Origin of the sequence: Luteibacter flocculans (assembly GCF_023612255.1) — a bacterium.
Classification (GTDB): Bacteria; Pseudomonadota; Gammaproteobacteria; order Xanthomonadales; family Rhodanobacteraceae; genus Luteibacter; species Luteibacter flocculans.
Genome location: NZ_CP063231.1, coordinates 2,068,713 through 2,088,051, shown reverse-complemented (window position 1 = coordinate 2,088,051; position 19,339 = coordinate 2,068,713). Strand labels below are relative to the sequence as shown.

Genomic DNA, 19,339 nt, shown 5'->3' with positions numbered 1-19,339 from the left:
TCAGGGTGTTCTCGTGTAGTTGACGGGTACCCACTGGTAACCCGCCCCCGTGCGCCGGATGTGCCCAAGGCCGGGGAAAGACACATGCGCCGCGGCGATCCAATACCCCTTGGCCACCGCGTCCTCGAGCGCACGCTTTCTCGATACCGCCGCTTGCTCCTCGTCGTAGTCGTAACGGATCGAGGCGTTCGGGTCGGCAAGCTGCACGGTAGCCACGTGGACTGTGTCACCCCAGGCCAGCAGATGCTCATGCCCGCTCGTGATCAGGTACCACGTGTGCCCTGGCGTGTGCCCCGGCGCCGGGATGGCATGGAAGCCGGGCAATACGTCGGTTTCCCCCGCGAACGTCACGACATGCCCGGCCTTCTGGTAAGGCGCCAGGGAATCCATGGCACCTGAAAACATGGGCAGGAGGATCTTCGGAACCTTGCTTTCATTTGCCGCGTTGAGCCAGAAGTCGGCGTCCGCCTTGTTGATGTGGACGATCGCGTTGGGAAACAGCATGGTGCCGTTGCGGATGAGACCACCGACATGATCGCGGTGCAGATGCGTCAGGAGGACGTCGGTGACATCCTCGGGGCGGTAGCCCGCCGCAAGCAGCGCCGTGGGCAGGAATCCGCCATCCCCTGCGTAGAGGGGGCCTGCGCCTGTGTCGATAAGGACCAGCCGGTCGGGCGTCTTGACCAGGAAGGCGTTGATCGATCCCTGCACGGGGGATGCGAGGTAGTCCGCTTTGAGGAGACTGTCCACCTTTGTACGGTCGATATGAGTGAGCAGCTCATCGGCGAGAAACGGATGCGTGCCGTCGAGCAGCGCGGTGACCTCGTCCGCGCCCATGCGGAGGCGGTAAAACCCAGGGCCCTGCGGACCGACGCGCACATCGGCGGCCAGGGCAGCACCCGTTGTAACGAGGAGCGCGAGCAACAACGCCAGCCGCTTCATGCCACACCCCCGTTCCAGCCGCTGAGGAAATCGAGCAGCAGGGAGTTGACGATTTCCGGCTGCTCCTCCTGGGGAAGATGGCCGCACTGGGCAATGGGCTCGGCACGAAGGTGCGTCGCCATCCCGCGCCAGACCGCCGCCATGTCGAAGGTACCGCCGACGGCTTCGAAATCGGCACCCCAGATGGACATCGTTGGGCATGCGATGAGCGTATCGGCGTCCTGTTCGTCCTGGAGGACATCCTCGGGCGCCGCGCGGTAGTCGGCCATGGCCCCGCGAACGGCACCCGGTTCGCGGTATGCCGACACGTAGGCCTCGAAATCGGCGCCTTCGATCGTATGCGGGTCATAGCACCAGTCGGTGAAGAAATGGCGCAACCAGACATCCTCACGGCCAGAAATAAGCGCCTCTGGCAAATCGAGCACCTGGTGGAACGCGAAGAACCAGTATGCCTTGGCGACCTTTGCATTCATCGATTGGGCAACGATGCGCGTAGGCACGTTGTCCATCACCACCAGCCGGTCGAGGCGCTCCGGGTGGTCCTTGGCAAAACGCGTCGCGACACGCGCGCCACGGTCATGACCCACGAGCGCGATACGGTCGATGCCGAGGTGATCGAGCAGCGCGACGAGATCCTTCGCCATGTTGCGCTTGTCGTAGCCCGTGGCCGGCTTGTCGGTCTTGCCGTAGCCGCGGAGATCCGGCGCGATGACGCGGTACTTCTCGGACAGTACCGGAATCTGGTGACGCCAGGCGTAAGAGGTTTCGGGAAATCCATGGAGCAGGACGACCGGCGCCCCCTCACCTGCTTCGATGAAATGCTGGCGGATGCCGTTGGCCTTGATGGTGTGGTGTTTCATTGCGCGTCGACCGCAGCCAGGGGAAGGGTGCAGCGTAGCGATGACGGAAAGGCGGAAATAGCACGATTGGACCGCTCATTGATGAGGCATGAGGTGAACGCGTAGAACGATTGTCCGCCTCATCTTCCTGCAAGCTCCGCGCAGGTAGTTGTCCTAGCTTGGCGTGTGTTTTGTCCCCGGACATCATTCTTCGCCATCGAAAGGACCTGCCATGAGCACCACGTCAACTGCCTCGCCCACCATTGTCCTCGTCCACGGTGCCTGGGCCGATGGCTCGAGCTGGAGCGCCGTCATTCCCAAGCTCCTGTCGAAGGGCCTGAAGGTCGTCGCCGTGCAAAACCCGCTTACGTCGCTCGCCGACGACGTGGCTGCAACCAAGCGCGTCATCGATTTTGTCGAGGGCCCGGTTGTCCTCGTCGGTCACAGCTGGGCGGGGTTCATCGTCACCGAGGCCGGTGAGGACCCGAAGGTCAAATCGCTGGTCTATGTCTCGGCTTTCTCCGGCGAAACGGGCCAGACGACCGGTGAACTCGTCGGCAAGTACCCTGCTCCGCCGGCGCTCGGTGGCATCCGCGACGATGGCAACGGTTTTGTCTATCTCTCCGAGCAGGCCTTCATCGATGACGTCGCGCAGGATCTGCCATCCGAGACAGCCCGCCTTCTTTCGGTCACGCAGGGTCCGCTCGCCAAGGGTACGTTCGCCGACGCGCTCACGAAGACCGCCTGGCGTACGCGCCCGTCCTGGTTCATCGTCTCGACAAGTGACCGCGCAGTCTCACCGGAGCTGCAGCGCGACGCCGCGAAGCTCATGGGTTCCACGGTAACGGAGGTGCCGTCGAGCCATATGTCGCTCATCTCGCACGCCGATGAAGTCATCGAGGCCATCACGCAGGCCGCGGCGGCTGCATCACGCGGCTGACCGGGCGACGCCCGCCGTCTCAGTGCGCCTGCTGAGACGGCGAGGCGCGCCGCCGGATAAGGCTGAGGAGCAATGCACCCACAGGTAGCACGCCACCGAGGATGCAGACGCCCCGCCAGCCACCATGGACAAACGCCGTGGCTGCCGCCATCGATCCGAGCGCGCCACCCACGAACATCGTGGTCATGAAGAGCGTGTTGAGCCGGCTCTTGTACTCCGGGTGCAGGCCATAAATCAGATGTTGGTTGGACACCAGCGCAATCTGCACGCCGAAGTCGAGCACCACGACGCCAACGATGAGACCGATCAGGCCCGGCCATAACCCGAAGACGAGCCAGGCCACCATGGTTGCCGCCGCCCCCAGGGCGATGACCGGTGCCGGGCCGCGACGATCGGCTACGCGGCCCGCCACCGGCGCCATCGCAACGCCTACGGCACCGACGATGCCGAACAGGCCTGCGGACGCCGCGCCAAGGTTGAGCGGCGGTTCGGCCAGGCGGAGCGCGAGGGTCGTCCAGAACGCCGAGAACGAAGCAAACAGCAGCGCCTGCGTGATCGCTGCGCGGCGCAGCACCGGCTCACCACGCCAAAGATGGATGAGTGAGCCCAGCAGGTCGCCGTAGCGGAGCTTTTTTGCCGGGTGATGTGCCGGCAGGCTGCGCGCCATGAGCGCAGCGCCCAGCAGGGCCAGTGGCACAGCCAGCCAGTACATCGCCCGCCATCCGGCCATGCTCGAGACAATGCCGGCGAGCGTGCGGCTGAGGAGGATGCCGGTGAGGAGCCCGCTCATCACCGTGCCGATGGCCGCACCCCGCTTTTCTGGCGCGGAGAGGATGGCCGCAAACGGCACGATCTGCTGGGCGACCGTGGCCGCGGCGCCCACGAGGACCGATGCCAGGGCGAGCACCGACACGCCAGGGGCGATGGCCATGACCACGAGGGCAAGGGCGAGTACACCGAACTGAACGACGATGAGCTTCCGGCGCTCGAGCATGTCACCTAGCGGAAGTAGGAATAGCAGGCCCGCGGCATAGCCGAGTTGGGTCAAGGTGGGAATCCATCCACTGACGCGCGCATCGTGGAAGGTATTGGTCATCACGCCCAGCATGGGCTGGTTGTAATAGATGGACGCCACCGCGAGGCCTGCGGCAAGGGCCATGGCAAACAGGACGCCCCGGCGGGGACCGCTTGCACGTTCTGTGGGTGAGGACATGGGGATTCCAGAGACGGGGGATGGCGCGCATGGTACGCGCCGAAAGCCGCTTTGCTAGTAGGACTGTGTCATAGCGGTCATTCCGTACACGCGTGAGCATTGAACGATCGGGCGTGACGCCAAAAGTGCAAGCCGGCCCGTAGACCACGCGCTAGGATTTTTGCGGTCGCCGGGATCCCGGCTCTTCTTTCAGCGCATGCATGGCAGCGGACATCGGCATCAGGGATGCACCCGACGAAGGACGCTTCATCGCCGAACTCGGCCGGCAGAGCGCGAGCGCCTGGTATGAACGGAACGGGCGTGTGTTGCGCTTCTTCCGTGTCGATATTTCCCAGGCCCTGATCGAAAACGGGGTTGGCATCCAGCTCATGCGGGTGGCCTTGGCCCAGGCGCGGCTGCAGGGCCTCCTGGTCGAGCCAGCCTGCGATTTTGTGACGGAGTACATGCGCGACAATCCCGAGACGCAGGACCTGTTGACGAGCGATGGCTGGCGGATGCTTCAGCGCCCTGACGACAACGCCCTCACCGAACGGGAAATCTCGGTCTTGCGCGGTATCGCGGCAGGGCTCGAAAACAAGCAAATCGCAGAACGCCTCGGCCTCTCAACGGAAACGGTGAAGGAACACCTGTCGCATGCGATGAGCAAACTGCAGGCCAACAATCGCACGCACGCCGTGGCCATCGCACTCAAGCGTGGCTTCCTTCGGTAGGTGGTGGACCTTCCACGGCGCGGTGGTCACAATGGCTCGAGGCCGTCCCGGGAAACGCCGATGCGTCGAGTTATGAAGCACCTGCTGGCCGCTTTCGGCCTGCTCTTGCTCGTGTACGCATCGACCGCCTTAGCCGACGCGCCACCGGCGCCCGCTTACCGCCCGATCCGACAACTCATCCACCGCGCCTTTCCTGCCAGTGCAGGAGCGCCGGCCGGCGTCTGGGCGATCACGCAGGACCGCGAGGGCTACCTGTGGCTTGGCGGACCGACGGGCCTGTTCAAATTCGATGGCGTCACCTTCGACGGCAGCCTCAGCCCCCTGCTGCCCCATCCCCAGATCATGTCGTTGCTTGCCACGCCCGATGGCGCTTTGTGGGTAGGTGACCGGAGTGGTTACATCACCCGCCTTGCCGGCGGCAAAGCGCAGGTGTTTCCGAGGCCGGATGGCGTGGGAACGGTCATATCCCTGGCTCGCACCACGGACGGTACGTTATGGGCCGTGCGCACCAACGGGCTGTATCGGTTCACGGGCAATAGCTGGGAGCGATTTCCAAAGACAGAGCCCGAGCCCAGGGAATATATCCAACAGGGTTTCGTTGCACCCGACCAGTCCATCTGGCTTCTTCGCGACAAGAGCGCGCTGCGGAAAGAACCTGGTGCCGCGGCCTTCGAACTGCGGACCGTCGCCGACTACCGTGCTGCGCAACTCGGTCGCGCGGGTGGCGTGTGGCGCCCGGAAGACCAACTCACCGACGAGATCATCGACGATGAGGGTGCCATGTGGTGCGGTGCGAATGCCGGCGTGGTGCGCATCATCTGGCCGGGAAGCGGTCCGGCGACAGGCCAGCCTGTGGTCGAGACGTACAGCGAGAAGAACGGGCTGACCGGTGCATCCGCGCTTGCAGTCTTCAAGGACCGCGAAGGCACCCTCTGGGTGGCGACCCCCAAGGGCATCGACCAGTTCAGGTGGGGCCGCTTCGAGCCTGTCGATCTACCTCAGGACACGTACAAGCCGGCCATCGCCACAGACGGCCAGGATCACCTATGGGTGGCTTCCCAAGGCGGCTTGACCGAATTCGCGCCGGTCGCCAAGGCATGGCCACAAGCCGGGAAGCAGATAAACGCCATCGCAAGGGCCCCGGACGGCAACGTCTTGATGACGTCGGACCGGGGCCTGCTGCGAATCGACGGACACGACATCAAGGTCGAGCCGCTTCCCTCGGCCATCATGGATATGCCGAGACAAGTGCGCGCGTTGTCCCAGGCTCGCGACGGCTCGGTGTGGCTGGCCTTCCGCCAGGCCTTCCGCCTGGCCGGTGGAACGGGTGTCCCCCTTGGCACGGACGCAGGCCTTCCGGGAAAAGAAAAGAACCTCCGTGCGATCGCCACGCGTGCCGATCACGGCTTGTGGCTTGGTTACGACGACAACACGGTGGCGACCATCGAGGATGATGGAACACGCGCGACGGTCTATACGGGCACTGCAGGCATCACCGTCGGACAGGTGATTGCCTTGTGGCCGCGCCACGACGGCGTCTGGATCACAGGCGACCATGGTGTGCAGTTCTTCACCCCGGGCAAACCCGTTCGCTCGTTGCGCTTCGCCGACGACCATGTGGTGCGGCTGGGCACAGGCATCGTCGAACAGGCCGATGGCGATCTGTGGGTCAACGCGTCCGACGGACTTTATCGTGTCGCGGCGGATGACATGAAGCGATGGTGGGCAGACCCCCACTACCTCGTGCCTGTGCAGCACTTCGACGAGCGTGACGGCTGGCCGGGTCTTCGGGACGCGGTACCCGCCCCCTCGCTCATCCCTGGTGCCGGCCATCGTCTATGGGTCGCGTCCGACACGGGTGCGGCGGAGCTCGACCCGGCACGCCTCACGCAAAACCCTCGCCCCCCGGTCGCGACGGTCCTCGCGGTCAACGGCAGGACCCTCGGGCCAGATGAGGCATTGGCCGCTGGCACGACACGTGTTGAGTTTCGTTATACGGCACCGGTTCTTTCCATTCCCGAACGTGCGCGATTCCGCTACCGGCTCACGCGCCTGGATGAAACGTCGCGAGATGTGGGCAACGTGCGGGAGGCGACGTATACGAATCTTTCGCCCGGCAGTTATACCTTCGAAGTTCTCGCGGCCAATGAGGACGGCGTCTGGTCCACGATTCCCGCGCGTGTGTCATTCCGTATCGCGCCCTATTTTTACCAAACGACGTGGTTTGCACTGCTCTGCGTGGCCATCGTGATCGCCCTGCTCTACGCGCTTTACGCCTGGCGCGTGCGGATTCTGGGTACGGTCTTGCTCGCGCGGGTCATGGAGCGCGAGCGCATTGCGCGTGAGTTGCATGACACGGTGCTGCAAGGACTGCATGGAGTACTGCTTTACGTGCGCGTGGCGGCCAACGCAATGAAGGAAGGCGCCGCTCGTGATCACCTCGAGCGGGCCCTGCGCGTGGCTGAACAGACCATGGCGGAGGGACGGCAGCGCGTCGTGGACCTCCGCACGACTCCCAGACCCTCGATATCGCTGGTCATGCGCTTGCGCTCCGCGCTGAACGAATGCCTCGCCGACACCGACATCGACGGCGTCGTCGCGGTCGACGGCGAGGAGAAACCCATCCGGGCCGAAGCGGAAGATGATCTCAACGCCATTGTCCTGGAGCTCATCCGTAATGTTCGAAAGCACGCGCATGCGAACGCCGTCTGCGTCAACATTCGGTTTGGCGAGCACCATCTCGACATCGAAGTAAGCGACGACGGCGTGGGGGTGGCCCCCGGAGCGACTGACAAACCGCTATCGTTTGGGTTGCAAGGCGTCCGCGAAAGGACGGCGCGCTGGTCGGGCCACTTCACGATCGGACAAGGCGAACCCAGGGGCACCAGTGCTTACGTGACCATGCCTGCGGTGGCGATTTATGCGTCGGCGGCCGGCAGACGGCGGAGGTTCGGGCTTCCGCGTAAGACTGAGTGACGAGAAGAAGACGTAGGCAGCTCGCTCCGTTCGCCAAGTTTGGCCTACTTGAACAATCATCTGGCCTAAATTCGCCATCGAGCCTGACAGGCCGCGGGTTCTAATACGACGTCTAAACATTAATGAGTCGTATTTGTATGCGCAGGCTATCGTGCAAGGGAAGGCCTTTCGGACGTATGTGCAGGACAGTCCCTGCCCGTCCACAGCGGGCCCGCCCCAAGGGATTACTCGGGTGTGCGGCGCGCAACAATCTGGGTTCTGCCATGGTCGTCGCCTTGGTCATCAGCGCGCAGAGCACCTTCGCCGCCGAGCCGACGCCGGTCCAGGACAATGCCAAGGAGCACGCGTCCAAGGACAAGCTGACCTTGCCGGTCGTGATCGTCACAGGCCATGTGGGCCCCGAGGCGACTGAGGGGACCGGTTCATACACGACGGGAAAAACGGCGGCGGCCATGCGCCTGCCGCTAGCGTTGAACGAGACACCGCAGGCGGTCACGGTGATCACGCGTCAACACATGGACGACCAGCAATTGAACTCGGTACAGAGCGTGCTGGATAACACCGCAGGCGTCACCTCGTACCAGTCCGACAGCGAACGGACGAGCTTCTATTCCCGCGGTTTCCTGATTAACAACATTCAGTATGACGGGATACCAACGGCCGTTGGTGATGTTGTCAATGGCAGCGGCATCGGTTCTCTCGACACTGCCTTTTACGATCGTGTCGAGGTCGTACGTGGTGCCTCCGGCTTGCTGACCGGCACCGGCAATCCCTCGGCCGCCATCAATCTGGTACGCAAACGGCCCACCCGTGATTTCTCGGCATCTGCGTCTCTCGGCGCAGGCAGTTGGGATACCCACCGGGGAACCGCTGACGTCTCGACGCCTCTGACCAAGGACGGCCGCGTCCGAGCACGTGTGGTGGGGACGTATCAGGACGGAAACTCCTACATCGACCGATACAAGCCGCGGAGGAAGGCATTCTACGGCGTCGTCGAGGCCGATCTGACGCCCGACACGTCGATAAGCATGGGCTTCGACTATCAGGACAGCTCCCCTAAGGGTTCGACCTGGGGAGGGTTACCGCTCTGGTTCAGTGACGGCACACAAGCGGACTACCCACGCTCAAAGTCCTTCGGGCAGACATGGAGCGGTTGGGACACAAATATGAAAACCGCATTCGCCACGATAGAACACCGCTTTGCCAATGGGTGGAACCTACGGGCCGTTGCCAATCAGTATCGCACCGGATTCGACTCACACCTGATCGCGCTGGGCGGCCGTCCTGATCGTCTCACGGGGCTGGGCGCCTATCCCTTCGGGGCCTATCCGGTAGCGCTAGCGTCCGAAGGCCGCAGCCACCAAAACACCCTGGACGTCATGGCAAGCGGCCCTGTAGAACTCTTGGGCCGCTCCCACGACGTGGTGGTCGGCGCGACGAGTTCTTGGCGCGACGGCAGCGAACGGGACATTCCTCCGTTTTATCCAGGCTTGGTGCCAGTCAACATCTACGACCTCGGCTCGCCCTACCCCCGGCCCGACTTCGAGGCGATGGCGTCGGTACCGACCCAAACCCGAATCAAGCAAGTCGGTGTCTATGCCGCAGCCCGTTTTTCGCTTGCCGATCCCCTGAAACTCGTCGTGGGCGGCCGCTTCACCACCTATGAAATCAACGAGAACGTCAACGGCGCGCCTTTTCATTACAAGAAATCCGGTGAGTTCGATCCATACGCCGGCCTGATCTATGACATCAACACGACCTATTCGGCCTACGTCAGCTACACCGGCATCTTCAACCCGCAAACCGACTACCGCGACAACAACGGCAACGTGCTCACGCCGGCCAAAGGTAAAACCAGAGAAATCGGGCTGAAAGGCGATTACCTCGAAGGGCGTCTCAATGCATCGGTCGCCTTGTTCGATACCCATCTGGACAACGCCGCGCAGATCGTCGCTGGGCGATATACACCAAGCGGCGCCCAGGCCTATGAGAGCGTGAACGGGACAACGTCGCGCGGCGTCGAGCTGGACCTTCAGGGCGAACTGGCGCGCGGCTGGAGTGTATATGCAGGTCTCGCCCACTTTACGGCCAAGGACGGCAAAGGTGTACGCCTGAACTCGCAGCTACCCCGCACCACGGCACAGCTTTTCAGCACGCATCAGTTTTCTGGAAGCTGGAGCCGACTTACGCTGGGCGGTGGGATCAAGTGGCAAAGTCGCTTCTACGAGGCGGCGAACACCGGCACCAGCACATTGGGCGGAGAGCAGGCGTCGTATGCCATGGTGTCGCTGATGGGACGCTATGCCATAGCGAAGGGAATCGACGTCGCGGTCAACGTCAACAACCTACTCGATCGGAAGTACGCATTACAGAAAGGCGACTTCGACACAGTCGGCTATGGCGCGCCACGGAACGTGATGGTGACGCTGAACCTCAAGTACTGATTTGTCTCGGTGCAGGCGTTAGCCACGCGAACCCTGCACCTAACCATCGACCGTGGAGAAAATCCACGCCCGTTCAGCGGCAAGAACACAGGAGTTGGCAAATGACGATGAATAGCTCGGATTTTCCACTGGTATGGATGAACTTTTCACACCAGCCTGGGCATGACGCCCAGAAAGACTTCGATGAATTCGAGGCCAATTTAAAGCGCGGCGAGTCATTCGTCATCTTGAGTGATTCCTCTCCCTCCGAAGACCATGAGCATACGCCGGAGGAAAAGAAGCTCGTTTCGCTCTGGATGAAGAAGCACAAGCTTCAATTGCGAACGCTGGTTCTTGCCATGATCGTCGTTGAGCCAAGTCAGGCAAAACGTGTTGCTTATAAAGCCATGTCGGCCATGTTTGCTAAGTTTTGGGGTTATCCGATGATCCTTGCCGCTTCACGCGAGCAGGCCATCGATATGGCTAGAGAATTGCTGTCGACTGGCGCGGTGTCGCCTCAATAATCCAACGGCTTCCATAACGACTTGAATTCCAGATGAGGCTAGGCACACACCGTGTCGGTCGGCGACGTCACCAACATGAGCATACAGATCGACATCGACAACGTACCGGGGCGCGTCGTTGCCTTGAGCGCCACATCGGTAGCAAAAGACTGGGAAAACACGAAGCACCAGCACCGTAAGGCCCAACTGATCTACTCTGTTCGCGGCGTCCTCAACTGCGAAATCGAAGACGGTGTGTGGATCGTACCGCCGCAGTGCGCCATATGGATTCCAGGCAACCTGCCACACTCGGCACGTGGGTCGGGTGAAACGGAATGTCATTGTGTGTTCGTGGAGCCGGACGCGGCATCGAATCTTCCGAAAACCTGTTGCACGATCTCGGTCTCCCCACTGCTACGTGAGCTATTGCTGACGGTGGCCGGCTTTCCTGCGCTTTACATGCCGGGTGGCCGGGAGGACCGCCTGATTGCGGCATTGCTCGACGAGTTGGCGCTGGCTCCCTTGGAGGACCTGCATTTCCCCATGCCGCGCAACCTTCGATTGCGGCGCATTGCGGAATACCTGCTGGCAGCGCCCGACGATAAAAGCTCGAAGGCCGACTGGGCCGCACGAATAGGCATGAGCGAGCGAAGCCTGAGCCGCCTGCTGCAAAGCGAAATCGGCATGGGTTTCGGACAGTGGCGAAGGCAGCTGCACGTCATCCTCGCGCTTCAGCGGTTGACGAAGGGTGAGAGCGTGCAGACGGTGGCGTTCGAGTTGGGCTATGAAGATGCCAGCGGCTTCGTCACCATGTTTCGCAAGACGGTAGGCAAGCCACCGGCCCGATACCTCGCCGAAAAAACGATTGATGGACAATCCACTCCCTCGCGGGGCATTGTGATTTCCGATTAGGACTGATTAGATCGAGTGTCCCAAGGACGTCGATCCCGCCCCGCTCCGCCTTCAATCCTGGTAAGGAGACTAAGATGCAGCAGCTCATTGAGACTATCGAGCCCTTACCCGATGCCATTAGAGACGCAAAGGCCGGCGTGCTCAGAGGCGCCCGCTTCTGTTTCCACGACGCTTTCCAGCTCACAGCGTGTTACCCGGATGTGTCCCTGGTCCTAGGCTTTCTCCATGAGGACGGCGAGGTATATCCCCACGCCTGGATCCGGGCTGGAGAAGTCGACTTCGATCCCACGTCATCGCGTGCGGGTCCGAGGATCGCGTTGGCGCTATGGACGCACGCTCAATGCCGTGACCACGTCTTCCACAGCCCCAGCGTGCCGGGTCGTCCCGATGAGCGCGCGGTGATACCACCACGGGTGAATCGCGCCGGTGACATCGTGTTTACCGAAATCGACGATCGCGACCGCGAGTTGCTTAGCGCCGGTGACAACGCGCGTGCCGCGGTGCTGAGGGCACAGCTTCTGGCCATCATCGCGTCAGCTGGGCGGTGAGTTTGTAGGTCATCTTCTCTAGGCTGGCATCTTCGCTATCATTCGGTCATCGCAACCCTATGGCTGGCACGGCATGCATGAAGGGACTCCGCAAATCGATCTGTCCAGGCTGATGCCCGGCTTGTATTCCCAGGGCACCGAGGAAGCGATTCTCTCCCGTATTCTGGAACGTATCCCGACCACGAATCGATACTGTGTCGATATTGGGGCCAGCGACGGCTTGCGTAACAGCAATACGGCCTTGTTGCTGCGTGAGCAAGGTTGGTCTGGCACGTTGATCGAGGCATCCGCTTACCGATTTGGACGGTTGCGGGAGAACTACGGCGAAGCGAAGAACGTGACGTTGATCGGAGAGCGCGTCCAGCCTGATATGGCGGACGATTTGCTCGACGAAGCCGGGGTGCCGGCTGTGTACGACTTTCTTTCCCTCGATATCGACGGCAACGACTACTGGGTATGGCGTGCGCTGCGTCGTCATCGTGCGCGCATCGTCGTCGTGGAATACAACCCGTACTATGCGCCTCCCGAACGCTGGGTCATGGCCTTCGACGCCAACCATGCCTGGGACGGATCGACCCATTACGGAGCCAGCCTCGAGTCACTGGTTGCCCTCGGCAAGACGCTCGGCTATGAGCTGGTGTGCTGCGACGACATGGGTAATAACGCCTTCTTCGTCGACCGCGACCTCTACCCCCTGCTCGGCATCGCAAATAACGAAACGCGGCTGTTGTTCCGCCCGGCGATGTACAACCTTCGATATGTGGGGCACAACACGTTCCTTACCGGGCATCCTTACCGGTTCGGACCTGGCGAGTCGATCTAAGTGACTTCCTCGTTCCCCGCTTCGCTGGCTTTCCCGAACGACTATGACCTGCGTCCTCTGGGCAAGCCTATGCCGGTGACCGAGCGCGTTTCCCGGTGGTCGACAGACCAGGGAGATGTGGCGGTCAAACGGTTCACGGCGGCAGACAGCCTCCGTGGCGCACGGGAAGCGGAGCTGATCGCGTTTCTCGGTTCTTACCGCGATGACGCCTACCGCGTCCAGTCGCTGATCAGGACGACGACGGGTAAGACTTCGACGGAACACGACGGTCAACGGATCCTCGTGACTCGCTGGGAAGCCGGTACACACCGACCTTACGACACCTACTCGGCTGCGGAATGGGCGTGCCTTGGCCGCTGCCTGGCGTCACTGCATGCGAGGTTGGACGAGGTAACCACGCCCTCCCCCGACACGCTTTCCCTGCGTTTGGGTCGTATCGATGCCGAGGCCGAGCTTCTCCGGCTGGAACCGAGCAGCCTGTTCATACCGGAACATGTCGGCATCGATAGCTCAAGCGTTACACGCTATTTGGCGGTCTGCCGTGACATGTTCGCTTCCTGCTACGCGCGCGCCATCGAGGCCTTCCCGTTCGACGATACGGAGCAACCGATCCACAACGACTTCAACCAGTTCAATTACCTTTTCCATGCCGGCTTGCCCCCGCTGATCATCGACTGGGAAGCTTCCATCGGTGCGCCACGCGAATTCGAGGTCGTCAGGTGCCTGAATCACCTGCCCTTGAAGAACGCCACGCTCGCCCGCTCTTTCCTGGCGGGCTACCTCAGTCTCCGCCCGCTACACGCCGATCGCATGCGCTGGGCCGTGGACGTGTCGTGCGTCATGCATGCAACGAAGCACTGGGTGCTCGAAGGCTGGATAGCGGGTCGCGCAGGTTTCGAGGAACGCCTGCGCGGCGCCATGGAGATGGTTTCGATGCTCGCGCGGGAGCGTAACGGTCTGGCTGATTTCTATATCCAATGTGTAGGAGACGCGTCGTGAGCACGGTCGAACGGGAGCACGTTTTCCCCCCGCTCATGGAGCGTCACTATCCTATCGTCGATGGACGCATCCAGACGCGATCCCTTGAAGCTCACATCGTGGATCATTGCAACCTGACGTGCGTCGAATGCTGCTCGCTGTCGCCACTGTTGCCCCCCTGGACGGCCGACCCGGCGTCGTTGTTCGAGGACCTCGTGCGGGCGGCACGCGTCGTCAAACCGCGCGTCTTCAAGCTGGTCGGCGGTGAGCCCACGCTACATCCGGACCTGGTCGCGATACTTCGCGGCGTTCGAGCGACGGGAATCGCACCGAAAATCTCGGTGACGACGAACGGCTTGCTACTCGGCCGCCTCCCCGACGCGTTCTGGGAAGAAGTCGATGCGCTGACGATCTCGCTCTACCCAAAACCGCGTCTCGGTGCCGCACTCGTAACGCACATCGAGGCCCAGGCGACGCGCTTCAACGTGGCGCTCAACTGGAAAACCCAGACTCAGTTCGTGCGTATGACGCGCGACCCTGTGTCACACGACGTGGCTGAGACGCAGGCGGTCTACCACGACTGTTGGCTCAGGGAACGCTGCCACCTCATTCGTGATGGCATCTTCTACACCTGCACCCGACCGCCGCACATGCAGACACTTCATCGCGGGGCGAATGACTTCACGCACGATGGGATCCCGCTGCACGACGGCGATTCGTTGGTCGACGAGCTTCACGCGTATCTCATGCGCGAGACGGCACTGCAGGCGTGCTTCCATTGCCGCGGCGGTAGCGCATCGATGGAGCCGCATCGGATGATGCGGCACGCCGAAGTCCAGGCAGAGAAGGCCCGCTTCGAATGATCCTTGGTCACCGCGACGCCTTCGGCTTCGAACAGCTTATTTACCATCCCGCGAGCGGAACATATGGCACAAGCATCCGTGAGCTGATCAGCCGCGGATCGCTCGCTTGCGGACACGTCGATACGGGCGCGGTCGCCGGATACTTCAGTGGCATGCGCTTGCCGGGACGCACAGTACTCGCGGACTTCCTTGCGGTGCCTCCCAGGTATGCGCTTCTGACTTCGCCCAGCGGCCTTACCGTCGCCCCTCGGCCCATGGTCTCGAAAGCGGGCGATCTGGAATCGCTTCTTCTCGCGTCGCTGGAGCGTGTCGTAAAGAGCAACCGACCCGCCGCGATCGCGCTGAGTGGCGGCCTCGATTCCGCCTTGCTCCTCGCGATGCTGGACACCCTCGGAGCCACCCACCTCCCCGCCTATGTGTTGACGACGAGACTGCCCGGCTACGACGAACTTGACGCCGCACTCGAGACGGCGAGGCGATCGGGCGTCGCGGTAGTGGTCGTGGAAGTCAGTGAGGCCGACTTCGTTGACGCCGTGCCCGATGCCATGCGCCATCTCGAAGAGCCGTTGTTCAACCTGCATCCCATGGCGAAGCTCCTGTTGGCCCGAGCCATGCGGCGCGATGGGATCGAACTTGCCATCAGCGGCGACGGTGCCGACCAGGTGCTTCGACGCGACACCTCGGCCGACTATCTGCCGCTGTGCCGCACCTTGTTCCGGGCCGAAGGCGTCGAGCTTGTCCCGCCCTTTCTGGATGGCGATGTCGTTGCACACCTGCAGGCGCTTCCGCCTGATCCCGAGAAAACGTGCCTACGCGTGCTTGGTAGGCGCTTCGGGGTCTCTCCTGCGTTGACCGACGGCCCCAAGCGACTCCGCCTGGCACCGCCAATGAATATCGATCATCTCCTGCCAAGCCCGGATATCGAGGCGCTGGCCGCACAACTCGGCACGGCCACGCCGGCGCTGACGACCGATGCCGAACGCGTGCAATGGGCCACGCTGCGCCTGCTGCTGGCCGACCTCGGAGTCGCAGCCTGATGTGCGGCCTTGCTGGCTTGATCCGCTATGACGGCGGCGCGCGCGTGCACACGGACCGAGTGATCGCGATGCGTGACCGTCTTCGTCACCGCGGCCCGGATGGCAGCGGCCTTTGGCACGACCCGTGCGCCGTGCTCGGCCACACCCTGCTCGCCCTCGTCGACCCGGCCAACAGCGCGCAGCCGATGCGCAGCGCCGACAACCGCTACGTGCTCGTGTACAACGGCGAAATCTACAACCACGACGCGCTGCGGGCCGAGCTGTCGAAAGCGTGGCGGTTCCAGTCGCGCAGCGACAGCGAGGTCGTGCTGGCGGCTTACGCGACGTGGAGAGAGGCATGCCTGGCTCGCTTCAATGGCATGTTCGCGTTCTTCGTGTGGGACACGGAACGCCGTCAGGGTTTTGCAGCGCGGGACCGCCTGGGAATCAAGCCCTTCGTTTACGCCGAACAGTCCGACGAGTTCATCTTTGCGTCGGAAGCGAAGGCCTTGCTGCCGGCCATGCATGCGCGCCCGCGCGCGAACATCGACGCCGTCACCGAATATCTGGTCGCTCCTTACTTCAGCGGTGTAGCGGCACCGATGTTCGTCGGCATGAACTACCTCGCGCCCGGCCACGCGTTGCGCATCACCGCGGAAGGCGTACACGTGTGGCCGTGGGCCATCGAGGGTGAAGCGACCGCTTCGCCAGGCTCGTGGAAGGAAACCGCTGACCAACTGCGCGTGCGGTTGGCTGAGGCTGTTCGGCGCACTCTCGTGGCAGACGCTCCCGTGGGGCTGTTTCTGAGCGGCGGCCTGGATTCCACCTTGATCGGTGCGTTGGCAACACAGGCCGGCGCAACACCGGAAAGCTTCACCATTGCCTTCGCCGAGCACGATCGCTACGACTACGCAGCCTCCCTGATCGTGGACTCCGACGATCAGCCGTTTGCGGAAAGCGCGTCAACGCATTTGCGACTGCCTCGTACAGACGTCAGGCCCTCGCGCGATGACTTCGGAAAAAGCTTGCGCGAGGTGGCAAGTCAGAACGATGCGCTGCCCGCATGGGAGCAGGAACTGGCGCAACATCACCTTGCTCGGACGGCGGGAACCCGCGTAAAGGCCGTCATGGTCGGCGATGCCGCCGATGAAACCCACTTCGGCTATCACTTTCTTCTCGACCCCCACGCGACGAGCGACCCGCTTCATGTGTTGCAGCGTCTGACCGGCGACCCCTACCTGCGCCCAGGCTTGCTTGCGCGGCCGCTCGAATATTTTGGCACGGCGTACCGTGCGCTGGCCCAGGATGCCGGCCATGAGTGGGCGACCGTCGGCGGTCGTTTACGCGCGACCCAATGGCTGGTCAGGCATCGGTGGCTGCAACGTCTTCTGCATAACGGCGACATTCATTGCATGGCCCACGGCGTGGAAGCACGCGTGCCTTTCGGCGACACGGCACTGCTCGATCTCGCGGCGTCGATAGCGCCTGAAGACGCGCTGCGCCACGGTATCGAGAAGGCCATGTTGCGCGAGGCGGCGCGAGGTCTGGTGCCCGAGCCTATTCGGCGTCGGCGGAAGTCGGCACTCCCCAAAGACCAGGGTGCTGGCGAACATGTCCGCCAGCACACCCATGAGACGCTGCGGGACCATGGCGACTCTGTCGCTGTCGTGATGGACGTACCACGTCTGCTTCGACGTTGCGCCGATCCCAGCCCCCTCGACGAACACGAGCGTGCGGTCATGTTCCGCGCTTCCGCCTTGGCGCACTGGGCGACCCTTCACGATGTGAGTTTTGCATGAGCCGTGTTCTTTTCTGTGTCGTTCCAGAGCGCGGACACGTCAATCCGTGCATGGGGCCAGCACTTGCATTGAAAGCGATGGGCCATGCGGTGGCGTTTCATGCGCCCGGCGATATCCGTCACCAAGTGCGGCGCGCAGGCGAGTTCGAATGTTTTGGACCTGTCGAATCGCCACGCCCGGCGGACTGGCGACGCGGTGCAGAATTTGCGAAGCAGGTGCGTGATCCGTCGTGGCTTCGCGAGTGGGTGCGCTCCTTGCTGATCGATGGGGTGCCTGCCGAGATCGACCGTATTCGTGAAAGCATCGGTCGCTGGCGCCCGGATATCGTCGTCATCGATCCGTTGCTCTACGCCGCTGCCATCGCCGCCGACGCCGAGGGGCTACCCTGGGTGGCGATGTCCAACTCGCTGAATCCCGTGCTGCCGCCGTCGCTCAACTCCGATCTATTGGCAACCGTTCGATGGCTTGCACCTTCTCGCGATGCGCTCTTTGCCGCGCACGGGATGAGTCCGACGTTTCGAGGCTGTGACGTGATCTCGCCATGGTTGACGATCGCTTTCACCACCGAGGCGTTGGCGGCCGACGCACCACCGGATGTCGCCCTGGTCGGACCTTCATTACCCGCCACGCTGCGCGGCGACGAACCAGACTTCTCCTGGGAACGCCTCGACCCTGCCCTACCCCTCGTGTACATGTCGCTGGGCAGCCAGATCTACTACCAGCCCCAGATGTTCTCGAAGGTCATCGAAGCGACCCGCGACCTCCCCGTGCAGTTGGTGCTGTCGATGGCCGACCTGCTCGACACGAACGAGCTGCCGACGTTGGGCCCACACATGCATGCGGTGCGCTATGCACCGCAACTCGCGATGCTGGACCGCGCGTCGCTCTTCATCACGCACGGAGGCGCCAACTCGGTCATGGAGGCGCTGTCGTTCGGCGTGCCCATGATCATCTCACCGCTGTGCAACGATCAGTTTCATCAGGTGCATTTCGTCGAGCGAGCAGGCGTGGGGCGGCGGCTCGATCTCGAGCACGCATCGCGTGATGACATTGCCGATGCCATCACGGGATTGATGACGTCCGAACAGGTCAAAGCGAACGTTGCACGCGTTGCGAAGAGCTATCGTCGCCCAGGGTCTACGGAAGCCGCGCAACTCATCAGCGAGCTCGCCGCAGGAAACCGTCGGGCGACAGCGTCATGATCACCTGGTCTTCGATGTCATGATCCACCTCGAAGTGATCGTTTTCGATGAGAAACGCCTTTGCCGCGGTGGCTGGGTTATTGCCTCTGCCATACGGCTTGCCCGCAAACGTCTCCACCGGCAGGTGTTCCATGATCGTGTCCATGACGATCGCATAGCTGCCCGGCGTCACCAGCGGCGCATAGGTGCGAAGCTCGCCGAGTACGTGCTCATGGGTATGGACGAGATCGAGAATGACCATGGTCGGCGAGATATCGGCACACTCCGCCACGACCTTTTGAAACGTCGCAGGGTCGAGCGAATCGCCTTCGACAATGCGCATGCGATGCGCCAGGCGATGCGAAAGCAAGCGATCCCGAACCTCGGGCCGGAGTTTGGGTTCGACGGCAACAACGATCCCGTCGCCACCCGCCAACTCCAGCATCGAGGCGGAAAATACCGCTCCGCCGCCCGCAGCGATGCCCGTCTGGATGATGCACCGAGGCTTGACGCGCCAAACCAGCTCTTGAATGGCGAGCATGTCGCCGGGAAGATGAAAGAACAGCTCACCCAGCCAACGGTTATGAAAAAGATGATCGACCTCAGCGGCGCGGGTCAGCCATTCGACATTGATATCGCGCATGCGAGCGGAAATACGTTCGGACATGATCGA

17 protein-coding genes are annotated in these 19,339 nt (G+C 62.5%); 13 read left to right on the top strand and 4 right to left on the bottom strand.

Annotation, left to right across the window (positions count from 1 at the left end):
• Positions 1–942, bottom strand: a complete 942-nt coding sequence (locus tag IM816_RS08810) for an MBL fold metallo-hydrolase (RefSeq protein ID WP_250340611.1) — start codon at positions 940–942, stop codon at positions 1–3.
• Positions 939–1,802 (bottom strand): alpha/beta fold hydrolase, encoded by an 864-nt coding sequence (locus tag IM816_RS08805; protein ID WP_250340610.1) that lies wholly within the window; start codon positions 1,800–1,802, stop codon positions 939–941. Before IM816_RS08805 ends, IM816_RS08810 begins: the two co-directional genes overlap by 4 nt.
• Before the next feature lie 211 nt (positions 1,803–2,013).
• On the opposite strand from IM816_RS08805, the gene IM816_RS08800 reads away from it, so the two are divergent.
• Positions 2,014–2,721 carry an alpha/beta fold hydrolase gene (locus IM816_RS08800; protein ID WP_250340609.1) on the top strand — a complete coding sequence of 236 codons (708 nt, stop codon included), beginning with the start codon at positions 2,014–2,016 and terminating at the stop codon, positions 2,719–2,721.
• A gap of 19 nt (positions 2,722–2,740) precedes the next feature.
• Here the strand turns inward: IM816_RS08800 and IM816_RS08795 are convergent, their stop codons facing one another.
• Positions 2,741–3,934 carry an MFS transporter gene (locus IM816_RS08795; RefSeq protein WP_250340608.1) on the bottom strand — a complete coding sequence of 398 codons (1,194 nt, stop codon included), beginning with the start codon at positions 3,932–3,934 and terminating at the stop codon, positions 2,741–2,743.
• A gap of 200 nt (positions 3,935–4,134) precedes the next feature.
• Between IM816_RS08795 and IM816_RS08790 the strand changes: the two genes are divergently transcribed.
• The 12 genes from IM816_RS08790 to IM816_RS08735 all read left to right on the top strand — a co-directional run bounded on the left by IM816_RS08790 (position 4,135) and on the right by IM816_RS08735 (position 18,687).
• The gene (locus tag IM816_RS08790; protein ID WP_250340607.1) at positions 4,135–4,644 is read left to right on the top strand and encodes a helix-turn-helix transcriptional regulator; all 510 of its coding nucleotides are present in this window, start codon (positions 4,135–4,137) and stop codon (positions 4,642–4,644) included.
• Positions 4,645–4,704: 60 nt separating this feature from the next.
• Positions 4,705–7,620, top strand: coding sequence for a ligand-binding sensor domain-containing protein (locus tag IM816_RS08785; protein ID WP_250340606.1), 2,916 nt, complete (start codon positions 4,705–4,707; stop codon positions 7,618–7,620).
• 263 nt (positions 7,621–7,883) lie between these two features.
• Complete coding sequence (locus IM816_RS08780) at positions 7,884–10,064, top strand: TonB-dependent siderophore receptor (protein ID WP_250340605.1); 2,181 nt, start codon at positions 7,884–7,886, stop codon at positions 10,062–10,064.
• 101 nt (positions 10,065–10,165) lie between these two features.
• Complete coding sequence (locus tag IM816_RS08775) at positions 10,166–10,567, top strand: hypothetical protein (protein ID WP_072320923.1); 402 nt, start codon at positions 10,166–10,168, stop codon at positions 10,565–10,567.
• A 51-nt stretch (positions 10,568–10,618) separates the two neighbouring features.
• The gene (locus IM816_RS08770) at positions 10,619–11,458 is read left to right on the top strand and encodes an AraC family transcriptional regulator (protein WP_250340604.1); all 840 of its coding nucleotides are present in this window, start codon (positions 10,619–10,621) and stop codon (positions 11,456–11,458) included.
• Positions 11,459–11,532: 74 nt separating this feature from the next.
• A complete protein-coding gene (locus tag IM816_RS08765) occupies positions 11,533–12,006 on the top strand; it encodes a hypothetical protein (RefSeq protein WP_250340603.1) in 474 nt (157 codons plus the stop codon).
• Between the two features lie 73 nt (positions 12,007–12,079).
• Positions 12,080–12,829, top strand: coding sequence for an FkbM family methyltransferase (locus tag IM816_RS08760; RefSeq protein ID WP_250340602.1), 750 nt, complete (start codon positions 12,080–12,082; stop codon positions 12,827–12,829).
• On the top strand, positions 12,830–13,828 hold the full coding sequence (locus IM816_RS08755; RefSeq protein WP_250340601.1) for a phosphotransferase enzyme family protein: 999 nt from the start codon (positions 12,830–12,832) through the stop codon (positions 13,826–13,828).
• Positions 13,825–14,670, top strand: a complete 846-nt coding sequence (locus IM816_RS08750) for a radical SAM protein (RefSeq protein WP_250340600.1) — start codon at positions 13,825–13,827, stop codon at positions 14,668–14,670. Before IM816_RS08755 ends, IM816_RS08750 begins: the two co-directional genes overlap by 4 nt.
• The gene (locus IM816_RS08745) at positions 14,667–15,707 is read left to right on the top strand and encodes an asparagine synthase-related protein (RefSeq protein WP_250340599.1); all 1,041 of its coding nucleotides are present in this window, start codon (positions 14,667–14,669) and stop codon (positions 15,705–15,707) included. Before IM816_RS08750 ends, IM816_RS08745 begins: the two co-directional genes overlap by 4 nt.
• Complete coding sequence (asnB, locus tag IM816_RS08740; protein WP_345779966.1) at positions 15,659–17,485, top strand: asparagine synthase (glutamine-hydrolyzing); 1,827 nt, start codon at positions 15,659–15,661, stop codon at positions 17,483–17,485. The genes IM816_RS08745 and asnB overlap by 49 nt, the downstream gene beginning before the upstream one ends.
• Positions 17,482–18,687 (top strand): glycosyltransferase, encoded by a 1,206-nt coding sequence (locus IM816_RS08735; RefSeq protein WP_250340597.1) that lies wholly within the window; start codon positions 17,482–17,484, stop codon positions 18,685–18,687. The genes asnB and IM816_RS08735 overlap by 4 nt, the downstream gene beginning before the upstream one ends.
• On the opposite strand, the gene IM816_RS08730 is transcribed toward IM816_RS08735, so the two are convergent.
• Entirely contained in the window at positions 18,644–19,333 is a 690-nt protein-coding gene (locus IM816_RS08730; RefSeq protein WP_250340596.1) for a cephalosporin hydroxylase family protein, read from the bottom strand. The two genes, IM816_RS08735 and IM816_RS08730, sit on opposite strands and share 44 nt — an antisense overlap.
• Positions 19,334–19,339: the final 6 nt, after the last annotated feature.

Bases quoted from the DNA above. Each gene is read 5' to 3' on its own strand.
- IM816_RS08795 (WP_250340608.1), bottom strand. From the start codon at position 3,934: ATGTCCTCACCCACAGAACGTGCAAGCGGTCCCCGCCGGGGCGTCCTG.
- asnB (WP_345779966.1), top strand. From the start codon at position 15,659: ATGGGCCACGCTGCGCCTGCTGCTGGCCGACCTCGGAGTCGCAGCCTG.
- IM816_RS08780 (WP_250340605.1), top strand. From the start codon at position 7,884: ATGGTCGTCGCCTTGGTCATCAGCGCGCAGAGCACCTTCGCCGCCGAG.
- IM816_RS08775 (WP_072320923.1), top strand. From the start codon at position 10,166: ATGACGATGAATAGCTCGGATTTTCCACTGGTATGGATGAACTTTTCA.
- IM816_RS08785 (WP_250340606.1), top strand. From the start codon at position 4,705: ATGCGTCGAGTTATGAAGCACCTGCTGGCCGCTTTCGGCCTGCTCTTG.
- IM816_RS08805 (WP_250340610.1), bottom strand. From the start codon at position 1,802: ATGAAACACCACACCATCAAGGCCAACGGCATCCGCCAGCATTTCATC.
- IM816_RS08790 (WP_250340607.1), top strand. From the start codon at position 4,135: ATGGCAGCGGACATCGGCATCAGGGATGCACCCGACGAAGGACGCTTC.
- IM816_RS08800 (WP_250340609.1), top strand. From the start codon at position 2,014: ATGAGCACCACGTCAACTGCCTCGCCCACCATTGTCCTCGTCCACGGT.
- IM816_RS08730 (WP_250340596.1), bottom strand. From the start codon at position 19,333: ATGTCCGAACGTATTTCCGCTCGCATGCGCGATATCAATGTCGAATGG.
- IM816_RS08810 (WP_250340611.1), bottom strand. From the start codon at position 942: ATGAAGCGGCTGGCGTTGTTGCTCGCGCTCCTCGTTACAACGGGTGCT.
- IM816_RS08735 (WP_250340597.1), top strand. From the start codon at position 17,482: ATGAGCCGTGTTCTTTTCTGTGTCGTTCCAGAGCGCGGACACGTCAAT.
- IM816_RS08765 (WP_250340603.1), top strand. From the start codon at position 11,533: ATGCAGCAGCTCATTGAGACTATCGAGCCCTTACCCGATGCCATTAGA.
- IM816_RS08760 (WP_250340602.1), top strand. From the start codon at position 12,080: ATGCATGAAGGGACTCCGCAAATCGATCTGTCCAGGCTGATGCCCGGC.
- IM816_RS08745 (WP_250340599.1), top strand. From the start codon at position 14,667: ATGATCCTTGGTCACCGCGACGCCTTCGGCTTCGAACAGCTTATTTAC.